Source organism: Corynebacterium sp. LaCa_23, assembly GCF_058182375.1.
On record NZ_CP190825.1, the window covers coordinates 1800605 to 1815413 of the forward strand.

Annotated in this window: 11 protein-coding genes, 1 tRNA gene and 1 CRISPR repeat array; of the genes, 2 read left to right on the forward strand and 10 right to left on the reverse strand. The window is 55.3% G+C overall.

The window, feature by feature from the left end; all coding sequences use genetic code 11:
• Nucleotides 1-90 precede the first annotated feature (90 nt).
• Nucleotides 91-642 (forward strand): hypothetical protein, encoded by a 552-nt coding sequence (locus tag ACP8IT_RS08610; protein ID WP_490289913.1) that lies wholly within the window; start codon nt 91-93, stop codon nt 640-642.
• 42 nt (nt 643-684) lie between these two features.
• Here ACP8IT_RS08610 and ACP8IT_RS08615 read toward each other — a convergent pair.
• The 10 genes from ACP8IT_RS08615 to cas3 form a co-directional block, all read right to left on the reverse strand.
• A tRNA-Ile gene (locus tag ACP8IT_RS08615) sits at nt 685-758 on the reverse strand.
• 201 nt (nt 759-959) lie between these two features.
• Entirely contained in the window at nt 960-2198 is a 1239-nt protein-coding gene (locus ACP8IT_RS08620; protein ID WP_490289914.1) for an IS256 family transposase, read from the reverse strand.
• A 381-nt stretch (nt 2199-2579) separates the two neighbouring features.
• Nucleotides 2580-4500: direct repeats of the CRISPR family, unit length 28 nt; unit sequence GGCTCATCCCCGCTCACGCGGGGAGCAC.
• Between the two features lie 89 nt (nt 4501-4589).
• Nucleotides 4590-4946 carry a type I-E CRISPR-associated endoribonuclease Cas2e gene (gene cas2e / locus ACP8IT_RS08625; protein WP_490289915.1) on the reverse strand — a complete coding sequence of 119 codons (357 nt, stop codon included), beginning with the start codon at nt 4944-4946 and terminating at the stop codon, nt 4590-4592.
• Nucleotides 4943-5881 carry a type I-E CRISPR-associated endonuclease Cas1e gene (cas1e, locus tag ACP8IT_RS08630; protein ID WP_023023269.1) on the reverse strand — a complete coding sequence of 313 codons (939 nt, stop codon included), beginning with the start codon at nt 5879-5881 and terminating at the stop codon, nt 4943-4945. The genes cas2e and cas1e overlap by 4 nt, the downstream gene beginning before the upstream one ends.
• On the reverse strand, nt 5881-6579 hold the full coding sequence (gene cas6e, locus ACP8IT_RS08635; RefSeq protein WP_237800077.1) for a type I-E CRISPR-associated protein Cas6/Cse3/CasE: 699 nt from the start codon (nt 6577-6579) through the stop codon (nt 5881-5883). Before cas6e ends, cas1e begins: the two co-directional genes overlap by 1 nt.
• Entirely contained in the window at nt 6576-7292 is a 717-nt protein-coding gene (gene cas5e / locus ACP8IT_RS08640; RefSeq protein WP_490289916.1) for a type I-E CRISPR-associated protein Cas5/CasD, read from the reverse strand. Before cas5e ends, cas6e begins: the two co-directional genes overlap by 4 nt.
• Nucleotides 7293-7305: 13 nt before the next feature.
• Nucleotides 7306-8448, reverse strand: a complete 1143-nt coding sequence (cas7e, locus tag ACP8IT_RS08645; protein ID WP_490289917.1) for a type I-E CRISPR-associated protein Cas7/Cse4/CasC — start codon at nt 8446-8448, stop codon at nt 7306-7308.
• Between the two features lie 35 nt (nt 8449-8483).
• Nucleotides 8484-9155 (reverse strand): type I-E CRISPR-associated protein Cse2/CasB, encoded by a 672-nt coding sequence (gene casB / locus ACP8IT_RS08650; protein WP_005278170.1) that lies wholly within the window; start codon nt 9153-9155, stop codon nt 8484-8486.
• A complete protein-coding gene (casA, locus tag ACP8IT_RS08655) occupies nt 9148-10893 on the reverse strand; it encodes a type I-E CRISPR-associated protein Cse1/CasA (RefSeq protein ID WP_490289918.1) in 1746 nt (581 codons plus the stop codon). Before casA ends, casB begins: the two co-directional genes overlap by 8 nt.
• Before the next feature lie 98 nt (nt 10894-10991).
• Entirely contained in the window at nt 10992-13772 is a 2781-nt protein-coding gene (cas3, locus tag ACP8IT_RS08660; protein ID WP_490289919.1) for a CRISPR-associated helicase Cas3', read from the reverse strand.
• 517 nt (nt 13773-14289) lie between these two features.
• Between cas3 and ACP8IT_RS08665 the strand changes: the two genes are divergently transcribed.
• Nucleotides 14290-14709 (forward strand): organic hydroperoxide resistance protein, encoded by a 420-nt coding sequence (locus tag ACP8IT_RS08665; RefSeq protein WP_237792584.1) that lies wholly within the window; start codon nt 14290-14292, stop codon nt 14707-14709.
• Nucleotides 14710-14809: the final 100 nt, after the last annotated feature.

A 14809-nucleotide genomic window follows, 5' to 3' on the forward strand; every position in this document is an offset into this window, starting at 1 on the left:
CTCACCCGCGCGCAATTCGCCTGCCCACATGCGCTGCGGTGCTACACTTTTCCTGTTCTATTGCCCCTTCTATCTCTGCCGATATTCCGCATGAAAAAGATTCTCGCGCTCTTGCCAGCGCTCCTGCTGGTTGGGTGCTCATCCGCCCCCGCTGACGACGAGCCCAACTTCACCGATACCAGCCCGCACAGCACCAGTTCAGACAGCGGTGCGCTTGCCGATGCCGACTTCGATACCGATTCCGCGCCTTCCGCAACTGCCAAGCTTTCCAAGCCGCAGAAAGCGGAGAAAGACGATGATTCCGCACTCGCTGCGCAGGTAGGCGGCATGTGCGGCATTCGCGATTACGCACAAATCATCGCCGACGACGCCACCGATTGCGCCTTTGCCCTGGACATTTATAAGCACGCAATGGATGCCACATACAGGCTCGAAACTCCTGATCCAACCGTTACTGCAGCCTGGCAGAGCGACATTACTGTAAAGAACCCGAGCTCTGGTGAGAGCTACGATCTCCACTGCATCATGGCCACGAATCAAAAATCCGTCCATTGCAGGTCCCAAGAAGACGAGAATATCGGCACCCGCATCGAGCTGACCGCCAGGCCGATTTTCTCCGAGCGCGTGCGCACCGAATACTAAAAAGGAGGCGCCAGCATTGCTTGCCGACGCCTCCTTCTACCGTGGGGCCACCGGGGCTCGAACCCGGGACCGACGGATTATGAGTCCGGAGCTCTAACCGACTGAGCTATAGCCCCACACGGATGCCATGTCGTATATTACGACACTCCGCTCCCAAAAGATTAGTCAATAGCTCGCGAAAGACCAATTCTCGGCCCCTCATAGAATAACCCCAGTTGAGTGCGTGACGCCGTTTCACTTCGAGCGGCGCGGTCAAGTCCCGTGTAGTGGTGTAGCCGTTTGTGCTTTCGGCTCGGTATTCAGTTCTGTGTTTGAGGTCAGGCGGTTAGCTGGTTGTGGTCACCATTGGCGTCTCCTGTGCGGTGCATGAGGTGTCTGGTGTGTTCGAGTGCGGTCAGTGACATGTAGCGTTTTTGTTGGATCCAATCGTCGTGTTGCTCGGCTAGGACCGCACCGACAAGCCGGATGATGGATTCGCGGTTCGGGAAGATGCCCACAACATCGGTGCGCCGGCGGATCTCCCGGTTTAACCGTTCTGTGGGGTTATTCGACCAGACCTTCGACCACACCGACTTCGGGGCTGCGGTAAACGCTAATACTTCATCGAGTGATTCCTCCAGATAGGTCGCAACTTGCGGGAACTTCGGCTCTAGTAGATCGACTACCTCACGGGCTTGGGACCAGGTGGATTGGGCATCTGGTTGTTGAAAGATGGTCTGGAACATTGCAGAGACCATAGGCCACTGTGTCTTCGGGACCTTCTCGTAAAGGTTCTTCGCAAAATGGGTGCGGCAGCGCTGCCACGACGCATCAGGTAGCACTTCGGAAATGGCGTGCTGGATGCCTTCGTGGGCATCACTGGTAACCAAGTAGACATCGGAAAGCCCACGAGCTTTTAAGTCTTGGAAGAAGCCTTTCCACGACGCGTTGGATTCCGTGGTGGCGACATGCATGCCAAGCATCTCGCGATACCCGTCAGCGTTGACCCCAGTGGCAAGCAGCACTGAGCATTTGACCACACGGCCGCCTTCGCGCACTTTGATTGTCAGCGCGTCGCAGGACAGGTAGGCGTAGCCGCCGGGATCGAGCGGACGGTTTTTGAAATCGGCGACCATCTCGTCGAGTTCTTCTGACATGCGTGAAACTTGGGATTTCGACATGTTGGCAATACCCAACGTGGCTACCAGGTCGTTCATTCTGCGGGTGGAAACCCCTTTGAGGTAGCAGGTTGCAATGACGGTCGATAAGGCTCGTTCTGCCCGCGTACGGCGTTCTAACAGCCAGTCCGGGAAGAATGCGCCGTGACGCAACTTCGGTACTGCGACATCGATCGTGCCGACACGGGTGTCAAGGTCGCGGTGGCGGTACCCATTGCGGTGGTTGACGCGTTCGGTGGAGGCAACGCCGTATTCGGCGCCGCAGACGGTGTCGGCCTGGGCGGAGAGGATTTGGTTGATAAACCCTTGCAGCATCTGGCGCATCAAGTCAGGGGAGGCTTGAGCGAGCAGATCATCCAAGTAGGTTGCAGGGTCGATAGAATGTGGTGCAGCGGTCATCGTCATATGCCTTTCGGTGAGATGTGGTAGTTGAGTCGAAAGGTTAACTGACGGTGACCGCCCCACTATTTCCGGGGCTCACCATCAGCAAGCGTTACGCCACACTAAAGGACGCAACCAGCGGCGCTGCCGGCACAATCCGGCTTAGCCCAATCACGAACCAAAATTCGCGTCGGTGAACTTACGTTGCACAGTTTTCTTCTTCAACCAAGGCTTACGGGTATCGGATTTTAGGCACACAACTGCGGCTGCAGCCCACGTTTGAGCCTCAGCGAAGATGAATTCTGCCCCTCATAGCCCGATGTGCTGCTCGTCGTTGACGGAGGTTCTTTCGATGTGTTGATTACTAGGCCTAGCAAGAGATTCAGGTTATCAAATTAAAAAATATCCCCGCTCACGCGGGGAGCACCATGTCCCTATCCCGGTTGGCTTATCGGGGAAGGGCTCATCCCCGCTCACGCGGGGAGCACTACTCTAAGCCGCGTGTTTTAGCCCAGGTGCCGGGCTCATCCCCGCTCACGCGGGGAGCACGGGCCAGTGGCTCGGCATTCTTAATGAGGACGGGGCTCATCCCCGCTCACGCGGGGAGCACCAACCGGCTGTTACAGCTCTGGGCTTTTGAGTAGGGCTCATCCCCGCTCACGCGGGGAGCACCCGGGGTCTGGTGCGCCTGGTCGTGGGGCATGGGGTTCATCCCCGCTCACGCGGGGAGCACTTCGGCGCAATGGTGAGGAACCTGCCCCTGGACGGCTCATCCCCGCTCACGCGGGGAGCACGCACTTTTGCAGGCTCTATGACTGCCGCAGTCGGGTTCATCCCCGCTCACGCGGGGAGCACTTGATGTCTACGGTGTAGCCCGCGACCTGCGCGGGCTCATCCCCGCTCACGCGGGGAGCACATCGACGAGGTAATCACCACGGACCAATCATCGGGCTCATCCCCGCTCACGCGGGGAGCACTACTAGCTCTCGCCCTCTTCGTTATCGGGATCGGGCTCATCCCCGCTCACGCGGGGAGCACGCGCGGTTGCCGTCTACCGTGGAGCGCCATTGCGGCTCATCCCCGCTCACGCGGGGAGCACACGAACGAGGCTTTGCGGCGTAGTGACGAGGCGGGCTCATCCCCGCTCACGCGGGGAGCACGCGCGGTTGCCGTCTACCGTGGAGCGCCATTGCGGCTCATCCCCGCTCACGCGGGGAGCACTCATTGCCGTTACCGCGCCCGTTCTCGAAGCCCGGCTCATCCCCGCTCACGCGGGGAGCACGGCGCGGGCGGTGAGGTCTTGGTGTGTGGTGAGGGCTCATCCCCGCTCACGCGGGGAGCACGCAATTAAGTCTCTTCGACCTCGACTCGCTATCGGCTCATCCCCGCTCACGCGGGGAGCACTGGAGGGAGCATTCTCGCGATAGGGATCGTTTCGGCTCATCCCCGCTCACGCGGGGAGCACGCTTTGATGAGTCGGTTTTCATGGTCGGCGCGGTGGCTCATCCCCGCTCACGCGGGGAGCACCCGATGGTGGACAAAATCGGGCCAAGCGGCACCGGCTCATCCCCGCTCACGCGGGGAGCACCTCATTCCGCCAGTTCTTGCTCGTAGGCGTTGAGGCTCATCCCCGCTCACGCGGGGAGCACTCACGAAGAGCGTCAATCTGGTCAGACTGGGACGGCTCATCCCCGCTCACGCGGGGAGCACGTCAGCGAGTGCCGCTTCGAATTTTTGCGGGTCGGCTCATCCCCGCTCACGCGGGGAGCACGCAAGCCCATCTACGCCATCAAGGATGGCACGGGGCTCATCCCCGCTCACGCGGGGAGCACACTTATCGTGCTCTGGTGACGCATGAATCGTCGGGCTCATCCCCGCTCACGCGGGGAGCACCAGGGCTGGTTGGTGGGGTTATTCGCTGGTTTCGGCTCATCCCCGCTCACGCGGGGAGCACGATTGTTGAAAAAACGCGCAATTGACCCCTCGGGGCTCATCCCCGCTCACGCGGGGAGCACAGGAACGGGGAGTTTTCCAGGCTGGGCCAGCCGGGCTCATCCCCGCTCACGCGGGGAGCACGTTAGTTCCTCGCTGCGTGCGCACGATGGGGACGGCTCATCCCCGCTCACGCGGGGAGCACAACATTTCCTATGCAGGGGAAATTCATGACTACGGCTCATCCCCGCTCACGCGGGGAGCACGCCCGGCCCGGCCCGACCCGACCCCTAATATGGGGCTCATCCCCGCTCACGCGGGGAGCACATCCCGTGTGCGGCTTCTCCGCTTAAGCGGGTGGGCTCATCCCCGCTCACGCGGGGAGCACACTTGCTGAACAGCAGAAATCCGAGCCTTAAACGTATTTTACATACAACTTGTATTTTGGGGAAAGCTACCCTCGAAGCTCCACGCGGTCTAATATCCTCTCTTCTGTTTCTTATAAGAAATACGGTTACGTCGGGCTTGAGACCATCCAGTCCTTCGCTGTGGTTGCTTAGACTCAGCCGGTCGCGTCATCAAGGTAATCCCGTCAAAATCCGTAGGTTCCCAATGATGTCGGTGAGTCTTGAACTCCATTCCCTGCTCATTCGCGGCTGAATACACCAAAAGTGCGCGGCCATCTTTACAAAGCTCGGTTGTGCGATCCCAGAGCAAATCTCGTATACGAGCAGAGGGACGTCCCACGAATACACCGGGAGTCAGTTCAATGAGCCACTTCGACAGATCGCCGCGTAGTCCAGCGGGACAAGCAGTAATAACCAGCACCATCATGACAACGTTTCCTCTTCTGCCCAGTTAAGACCAGAAGCGATGACTTCAAGTTCACTCCACAGCATTAACTCGGCGTCACTGACAAGCTCGTCATCAGGAACATCAAAAAGTGCTTTAAGGTCTTGAACCATCCGCGGCATGAGGCGACGTGAGACAACTTGATCCCGCACGAAGCGACGCACTTCCACAGAGGGATTACCCTGTTGTGCTGCGACAGCATCGAATGCCGCTGGGATAGAAATCTCTGCTTTGTAAAGGTCAGCAATGTCGTAGACAAATGACCTATCGGTGCCTGTATGTACTATCCCCAAGGCAGGAATGAAGCCGAGCGCTGCAACGACAGCATGAGCAACTCCATATAGCGCGGCGCTGCCCGCAGTCAGAGCCTGGTTAATTGGGTCAGAAGAATCGAAATCATTGGGATCATAAGACCTCCGATTCCAATAGACTCCAGTACGCTCGGCTTCAGCCGCATAGATTCGCTTCATGCGTGCACCTTCGCGGCCACGCAGCTGGGACATCGTCAGCTGAGAAACGTCTTCTCCTGGAAACCGCATGGCATACATTCTGCGAGCCACGTCCAAACGCTTCCGCTGGTGAGACACTACCTGCGCATGAATTTCAGCCATGCGGGACGATTTCGCTGGGGGCCGACCGTGCGCATAGTACCTAACGCCGCGCTCACCTACCCAGAGGGTGGTAACCCCGGCATCGCCAAGCAAAGCCATGCCCGCGTAAGTAATCCTCGTTCCTGGACCAAGCAGCAGTGCCGCCAACTGCGTGGCTGGCACATGTGCGACGCCGCGCTGGTCCGTGATCGTTAGAGAATTACCATCTCGATTGATCACGCAGCGCTCGGCGTACAGGAAACTGATTCGGTCTCCCATCCGGGACAAAGCTTGGCGGGTGACAGGGACTTCGCTCGGATTAGACATCAGGACCCCATCGGCCGGGCTAGGGTCATTAAGCCACAACCATAACCACGAGCTCTTCCTATCCCATGAGTAAGGGTGTGCCGAAGAGCCTCAGGATCTTTGACCTCTAAGGTTCCGCGGTATCGGGCTGTGGCGATACGCACACGCCTGTTGCCACTTCCTTTCCGGAAATCCAACGTTTTTCGCTCAATAATCGCGGTTTCTTCTTCCACGGACCACCGAGAACGCTCATCATCGCTGACATCATCCCCTGCTCGGGGGGCTAGTTCAAATCCGGCATTTTCTGCTCGCCGATACAACCACTCCAACTGGTGTTCCACAGACACATGAGCCTTCACTTTTCCTCGCTTGCCTCCATTAGCTTGCGAATACGTTGGGTTGGCTACCAGTTCAAAGATCCATCTTTGCCCCTTAGTGAGTGAATTCAGCAGACGGTCATACTCAACCGATTGTCCCGGCCGTGTATCCCACCCTGCTTGTTCCACAATCACATGGTCAGTTGGCTTTTCAGGCCCCACCACATAGAGGGAGTGGTGATGAGCGCCTTCATCAAGGCGCCATAAAATACGCCCAGACTCTTGATCCACATCTGGTGGAAATGACGCGGCGACCGCAGCGTGCATTGCTTGTGGATTAGCAAGTAGCTTTCGCCCTTGACGCCGCTGAGGATTGATAAGAATTTTGGTTAACGTACTCATACATTCATCACCGCCTCCAAAAACGGATCCGGGCGCCGCTCTGCGCTATCTAAGGGGTTGTCCACATTCGCAAATTCCTTTTGCACCACGGTGCGCCATGAATACTTGCGGTGCTGCGGGTCAAAAGAGTTCGGTACATCCTGGCAAGCCACGCCGGATTCTCCTGGGAGGGAGTCCCGGTAAATCGGCAGGGACACTTCCCCACCACTGGATTTCATATATTCCTTGGTGGCGTGCCACGTGCCGTGCTCTTGTAATGCCGTAACCGCAGGCTTTTCAACCACACCAAGCACCACATTGGGCGGAGCCGGGCACGACCGCCGGCCCAAATAGAGTGGAAATACCGGTCGGTTTAGATTCTCCGCAAAATTCTCGAGTTGCTCGCGATCCTCACTTTCGATTGCCGCAACGAATGAGGCATCTGATAGGAAATAGCGGGTAATGAGCTTTGCGGATGCCTGTGGATCCTTTTGCCAGTTTTGCGCGGTTTGATAATCCCGCAAAAGGCTACCGGATTGATCGACGCGCACCGCGAACTTGAGTCCAGCCAAATCAGCCATATCTTCATCACGCCTTCGTCCTTCAGCTGCGGCTAGCATGCCAAGAACTCCTGACTTTGAGGGCAAGGACGAAGTTGCACGGGTAGCGTAGCGAGATTCCGTTCCCCAAGACTGCATCGGCCCTTTAAGCAGCAACAACAATGATGCTGTCATCGTTTTAAGCCTCCTACTCCGAAAGCGCGGCAGACAAACGCTGCGAAAGCTCTGGCAGCGTTACTTCGTCAGCGATTTGTGCGAAAGCCTGACGGGCCTCGCTCAACCCAACCACAAAGGCTGCCTTAGGCTGCAGCCCATAGTTTTCTTCAAACTCGGTTTCTTCTTTCGCCAATGCTTCGGCACCGGCGACGCGCAAGCTCTGACCGGTGGTTGGTTCTATTGGTTCTTCGAAGGCCGTAACCAGGCTCACCGGGCGGGTATCGCGAACTGCGATATAGACGAGCTCAGGCATTGTTTGGTTGGCAAAGGTATTGATTTTGCCCGTGGGCATAGACTTGATGAATGCATCAACGAAGTTCACTGCGGCTTGCTTTGCGTTTTCTGCCGAGTCGAGATTTTGCGTCAATCCATCTAGATTCACCGTGGCATAGCGGTACAAGGTAGAAGACATCATTTGTACAGTGCCAATCATGCCTGCACCAGTTTCTTCGCCTTCCTCGGCCAAGTCATCGACCGCGGTGAAATAGTCGAATTCAGGAGCGCTGGCGTGAATTCCCAGTGCGTGCGCGACTTGTACCGCAGCATCGACGTTATACGCAGCATCATCGGCAACCATGCGCCCAAACAACGCCATATCTACCGAGTGCTGCGTATCAAGGATCTCCAGGGCATCCTTCTTCTTAATCTTTTCACCATCGGCCGAAACAATCGCCTCTGCGGCACGTTCAATCTGGTGCGGGCTCAAGAACAACAAGTATTTGGTCTGCGGATACTGCGCTGCTGCTAGTTCTTCTTCGGTGGTTTCCTCGGAATCTTTCAGCGACTTGATACGTTTCGCATCCACTTCCGTCTTAATTCCTGCAGCTTTGAAAAGCTCAGCAACTTCCTTTTGAGCTCGCTCCGCATCCCAGCCTTCGTGTTCTTGAACCTTACGTGCGATCTTCTCTGGAAGCCGCTTCGAGCGATCCCCCACAGATTCCGCATCGATTTCAGATTCAAAGTACTTGCGGATTGCACGCTTCCATGCCTGTGAAGAGACTCGCTGACGCGGTACGCCGCCGTAAACGGCAGACTTAGGTGCCCCGGTGTCGTCACGATTGATCAGAGAAGGCGGAAGAGTCTGCAGAGCGTGGATATCGATGGTCAAAGCCATTGCGAAAATTCCTTTCTAGAATATGAAAATTGATTTTAAGAAGTCGGTTCGGTCTGAGAAGACGCATAAGAACCGAGTGCGAAGTCACGTGCCCATTTCAATAGCACGCCTTGTCGCTGTGTATGAGCTTTTTGAGTAGCGTTTTTGCTGCCTAGAACCCGCAGGTCCTGAGCAAATGCACCGTAGTCAAACCCCAAATTTTCCCCGCGCAATAGCGTTACCAAGGAACGAATATGTATGAGGCGGGAAGCCTCATCGGAAGATACGAGCATCGCATCAAACCGCGGTTTCGTGGATTGTGACTGACTGTGCGCATAGAAACGACCGCAGGCCCGTGCGAAGCTTTGGCCTTTAATATGTGCTTCAGTGCTAGCGCTTTGTAGATGGATACCTAGCATCGTCATGGCTTGAAAGGCCGCGAGCTCTGATGCGGACGGTGCGGCACCCTTTCCCATCTCTTGTTCACTCAATGCAGGCTCCAATAAAAGGAGGACCTCTTCAAGTGCCACGGGGTGTTGTTCAAGACGTACCGCAGAATACTTTCGCAATTGGGCTAGGACTGCGCGTGCTCGCGCTTGTTTATTGTGCTGTGGCGAATGCAAATAATCATTCTGCAGCGCCTCTGCGGTACGCGCCACGGAGGTTCGCAAACGCGGGCCCGTGTACTCCGCAGTAGTTCCTGCCTGCGGATGACTGGTGTCATGCATGGGCAACACCTTCCTTCATAGGTGAGCTAGGACTCTGATTTCGTGTGGACTTGCCTGTTAACGGCAGGTTCTTATCAAAACGCCGCTGTAGCTGCTGGAAAAGGGATCCAGCTGAGACGATTCGGCCCTTTCCGTCTTCTCCTGTATCTACTTCCCTGCCAATGATCGCCTTCATCCCGGCGCCGCGCAGCAGTTCCATTGCGTGAGAGACAGCTACTGTTCGAACTCGTTCCTGCCAGTTGATTTGAGCGCTGTCTGCATTTTCAGCAGAAATGGTCTGCATCCACGCAATAAACTCCGGCTCCAACTGGGCATAAAACCTGTCCTTAGACTTAACGCCGAATTCATAATCATCGCCCACGGCTACCCGCAGTTGACCTTCAAACCAGCCCAAGCTCACGGCTGTTTCATAGGTCTTTTGGGCGGCAGTGCGGACAGCGTTACGCGCTTGCCTGCCGAGATCATCTTCGCGCAATACCACTAGGGGAAGCCCGATCGTGGTGCTGAAAGTGGTGGCTACTGAAGATTCCTGCGGTCCGTATTCCATCGAAACCAAGGCAATATCAAAGGCGCCTTGGTTTAGGTATCCATCAACGTCAAGCGCAGCGAGATTGCTGAGATTGGCGGGTCTCTTCGGAGCTTTTGCCTTTTTTTGGTCGAAACCTGGGTCGTCTTCGACAGCAACCAACGCATCAAGTGCGCGCCACATAGTCTGAGTGGAATCGTAGGGACGCGCGTAGTAAGCATCTTGGCCGGCCTTCGACTGGTTGGGGCTATACCGATACGGCGTCATGGGATCACCCATGACATTCTTTCCCGCATCCGGAATGCGATCACCATTCGATACGAGGACACGAGTAATCTGGCCTTCTTCAGCTACTAGGCGCACTCGTCGTGCCTGCCAAGTTGCCAAATCAGCCGCTCCTTGGGGCACAGCACCAAACTTGTCATCCGATCCACGGCGCTGCGCAGCGGTATCAGGTTCTCTTTCCCATACCGGTTTATCCAGCTCAATTGGGTTAGTTCCCTGATCCGCCATAACAGCTGACATAGGAGTATTTAGCAAAAGTGTTTCTAGGAGGCCTTCAGTTCCAAGTACTAAAGTTCCGCCCGTTCGACCAGTCCAACCTGTGCCGATGGGGTAACCTCTACCACCCTTTACGCGAGGGTCTCCTACTGCGCCGGTTTTAATACCGGAATAATCATAAGCTTGCAGGTGAAGCAACCAACGGGCGGCCTCATCTAGAGGAATTGCCCGCCGCCCCTCAGCCGTACGCATCGTGAAATGATCATCAGCGGCTTCTGGAACTATATAGGAAATCGGTCGAGTCTCATTTTTCTGCGAGTGAAGATCCGCTACCTGCATGAAGGGAACGGTGTCAGAGAGTAAGTCGAATCGGTCTCTAAAGGCATCAAGATAATCTAAAACAACTTGGTCCCGCTTCGTCTCGCATAATTCTTCACGCTTTTCCGCGAACCATTCACCCCAATCAAAGCTGGCGCGTTTCCGCCTTCCGCCTGCTGCTTCCGCTAATTCTTGCGCATGAGCACGCCAAAATATAGCCAATAACAGTCTTATGACCGCATAATCCTGGGTCGGTGAATCGCCCACAATTTTATGGGCATCGCCCTGTCCAGAAAATATGTCCCGGACGCTCAACGCTTTGCGGTTATCCGCACTGTCCATGCACAAAATCCATGGCTCATCGAGCAGGTTAAAGGTTTCTGTATCAGTCATTATCTTTCGCCTCCTTTCTTTTAAAAGTAAATTGGTGGATGATGTGGCTGCCCCTAGTAAAAGGAGGTGCTCTCAGCCTAACTAGCGCCTCGGACATATCACTCACGCCCATCACTCATAATTTCGATTCCCAGCTGGCTCGTATACCGCAGAACAAAGCGTCCTACCTGCGTCTCTCCCCCTTCATCTAACGGCAAAGCCAGTTGTCCCCGCAGTAAATAATGTGACCCCCACTCGGCCGGGGTTGCCCCTTCGAGGTCATTGACCACCGCATCAAAGTCCGAGTCATAACGGGTCATTCGCACAGGCAATCGTACTGTACTAGACGCAAGATGAAAGGCCAGCCTATACGAAATATCGGCAGCCTCGATGACTTCTTCATCCCAGCCCCACGGGCGATAGCCATAATCAGTCTCGATGATGGGGATCACCTCAACGCTGGGCTCTGCGTCACGAACTTGTGCCGCACCTTTGATCTCCGCATCGTCTGCGGAGTCATCCTGCAGCCGTGCAAATAGAGCGTCCAGGCCGTTGGTACTCCATGGATCTGGCAATCGGAACGTTGAGGACGCTGAATGCGCTGTCGATTCCTCAAAATCACGCGTCGCAGTGGCCTCTTCCCACGATTCGGTCCACGCCTCTGGAGGCGTAAAATTTCGATCATATGCAGATGCTACAAGTGAAGCGATGTCATCTGGTCGGCGAATCTTATTTGGCAAGACTGCATAGGTTGATAGCAATATCGCACGGCCGTAAATGGCCTCGGCACCTGATTCAAATTCCGGAACTGGTGAGGAAGTTTCTAGCCCGCGAATAACAACCTGTGGTTCGCGCAGCTTTTCGGGTCGGTCGTTGGAAGGACGCGCGTGGCGGTGCAGTCTCCCGATGCGCTGAATAAGCAGATCCATAGGTGCGATATCAGTAATCAGGGCATCGGCATCAATATCCAAGCTCTGTTCCGCCACCTGAGTAGCCACCACAATTTTTTGCTTCGGCCGGCCTGCTTCCCTGTGGGCATCCGGGCCAAGTTGTCGCCGTAATGAATCTTCTTTTTCTACGCGTTCCCAAGCCACAAAACCCGCATGATGAAGCTCCACGCAATCACCATAGCTTTCGGCGAGTTCCGAATACGCCGCCTGAGCTCGTGCGATAGTATTGCAGATAATAAGAACACACCCGCCATCAACGAGCCATTCCCCGAGAAGTTCATGCAGTGAATCTTCGCCTTCCGCAAGGAAACTAATGGTGGCTTCAAGATCCGTTGGAGATGCTGGGACCTCTAGGGAACGAATTTCGTCTTCTGTCGCCACTGTGATTAGTGGGTAGCCAGTCGGCTCTTCCTCTGGCCATTGACCGTCGGAGTACGCGCTGACCAATGCGCGTCGCTTGTCCGCTGGCAACGTGGCGGACATGACGATGACGCTGGCACCATAAAACCCCAACCATTCGATGGCACTGCGGAGGTAATCGGAGGAATACACATCAAAGGAATGAACCTCATCAAAAATTACTACTTTGCCTGCCAGGCCGACGTGCCTCAGCATGGAAAACCGCTGCTGTAACGCCATCATGAGCACTTGGTCAACCGTACCCACCACGAAATTGGAAAGAATGCCGAGGCGCCGTCCAGACATCCACTGCGATGCAACTACGTTGCCGCCTTCTTCTTCATAACGGTTGATTCCCGTAAATTTTAAATCTGTATAAGGTTTAGCCAACGCATTTTTGGAATGCGCGAGATACATCGATCGAACAGAATCTGTCGTTATATTTCGACTCCATTCGATGGTCCTTTGCAATAGGCCATTCGCGGTGGCCATGGTCGGAGCGGCAAAAAAGATTCCTTGTGCCCCACTACGCGCCGCAAGCACTTCCGCTGCCGCTAAGGCAGCTTCAGTCTTACCTACGCCTGTTTCGGCTTCCAGGACTATGAGCGCTGGCTCATTGATCGCTCTGGCAGCCTCCACCATTTCCTGTTGTACTTGTCGCGCTTTAAACTCTGCGGGCCACCCAAACGATTGCCGGAATTGCTCGTCAATGTCCTGATGCAATCGAGTTTCCGGTTCCCAGGGTGAGGTCAAGTCAATCAGCTCTGCAGCCCTTGTCACTCGGTCTAGTTGAGTTCCCTCCACGCGCAAGCTGAAAGCCTTTTCATTGGAAGCAATCCAGTCCGCCATAACCACTAAGCCGGTAAGCATTTGCGCGGCTGCGGGCGAGACTTTCGGCAGCTTGGCAAAGACCTGCGCAAGCTCATTTTCCCCACAGAGTTTCGCCATGGCATCAAGAAGTTCGCCATGAACCATTCGCCACCCCGAAGGATAATCTTGAATCAATTCTCGGACCGCTTTATTCGGCCCGCTTGCGGCACCATGATGAGCATTGACAACTGCGGCTACAGAGTTAGCCTTTGGCAGGGTAAGTCCCTGTTCTTCAAGCCAGATTGCTAAAATTTCACCAGAGGCAATACCATGCGGAAGCTTGGACATATTCGCCTCTGAGGCGCTCAATTCGATATCCAATCCCGCGTCGCTAACGGCGTGGACCAAATGCGCAACGTCACTGCGGTCAAGAAGAAGCCGCTGGAAAGTTTTAACACCTTTTCCAACATCATGGGCCCCAGCAAGAAAGACGTAGAGAACTTCTATATCCGTCTCTGAGACACGCAACTCGGCTTTCAGGAACTCCTTTACCGAACGAGAAAGCCAAGAATTATACACCAAGGATGCAGCACAAGCGGAATCAACCATATGTTGCGGCAGGTTGAGATGGTCTACACCGTCACCCGATTTCGCCCACAAGCTCCGCGCTTGCTGGCTGCGTTGACCAGCCCAACCATCTGCACGAGTGCAAAAATCCACTGTCGTCGCTGGCAATTTCATGGTTCTATCTCCACTACAGGCTCACCTAGTCCACTTTTTATGGTGAACTGGAGTTATTAACTAATGATTTAAGACTATACCACGCTTAGCACTAACATGTTGCGATTTTTGAAATCGTCCTAAAATCTTCATCACTTTTTGCGGTAAGATTACAGGAGGCGAAATGCCAAACTCCCAGCTAGCACTGGGATGAGCCCATGTTAGTGCTCATTTGAATAGTCAATTGACTAGTTCCCCGCGTCAGCGGGGATTATTTTCTACCTCCATCCTCGCGGTGGGTTGAGCTTGCCAGCCAATCGAAGCGCTACCCCAAGGTACTTCCGCCAGAAGGAGCGCCCACTCCCCCGGCGCGGGTTGAGTAGGCCCGCGACACTCACTTGAGCCGTACCACCTTTTCCTAGCGCGTCCTTTCACTTCTTAGGTCGCTGACCTCGAAAAACACCGTTAGCAATTCTGAGTACAATCGGCGGCTGTACTCAGCTCTAGTACGAAAATCACTTTTAGAAAAGGAGTAATCATGGATACCCTCTACACCACCGAAGCACTCGCTACCGGTGCAGGCCGCGATGGCCGCGCCGTAGTGCAAAATTCGGACCTTGACTTCAAGATGGCCATCCCAAAGGAAATGGGCGGCGATGGCAACGGCGCCAACCCGGAGCAGCTCTTCGCCGCTGGTTATGCCGCTTGCTTCCACTCCGCCCTGCAGGCGGTAGCCCGCAGCGAGAAGGCTGAGTTGGGCGATTCCTCCGTGGGCGCCCGCGTGTCCATTGGCAAGGAGGGCGAAGGCTTCAAGCTCGCCGTTGAGCTTGAGGTCATTATCCCCGCCCAGGAACACGACAAGGCACAAGCGCTTGCCGATGCCGCCCACCAGGTCTGCCCCTACTCCAATGCCACCCGCGGCAATATTGAAGTCAACGTCACCGTGGCGCAGGACTAATAAGGACTAATACAGTCTCTTAGTCCTCGGCCCGCAAGGGCCACCATGCGCGGACGAATCCACTGATTCGAATAAGTGAGTCAAACTACGCTGCACGTGT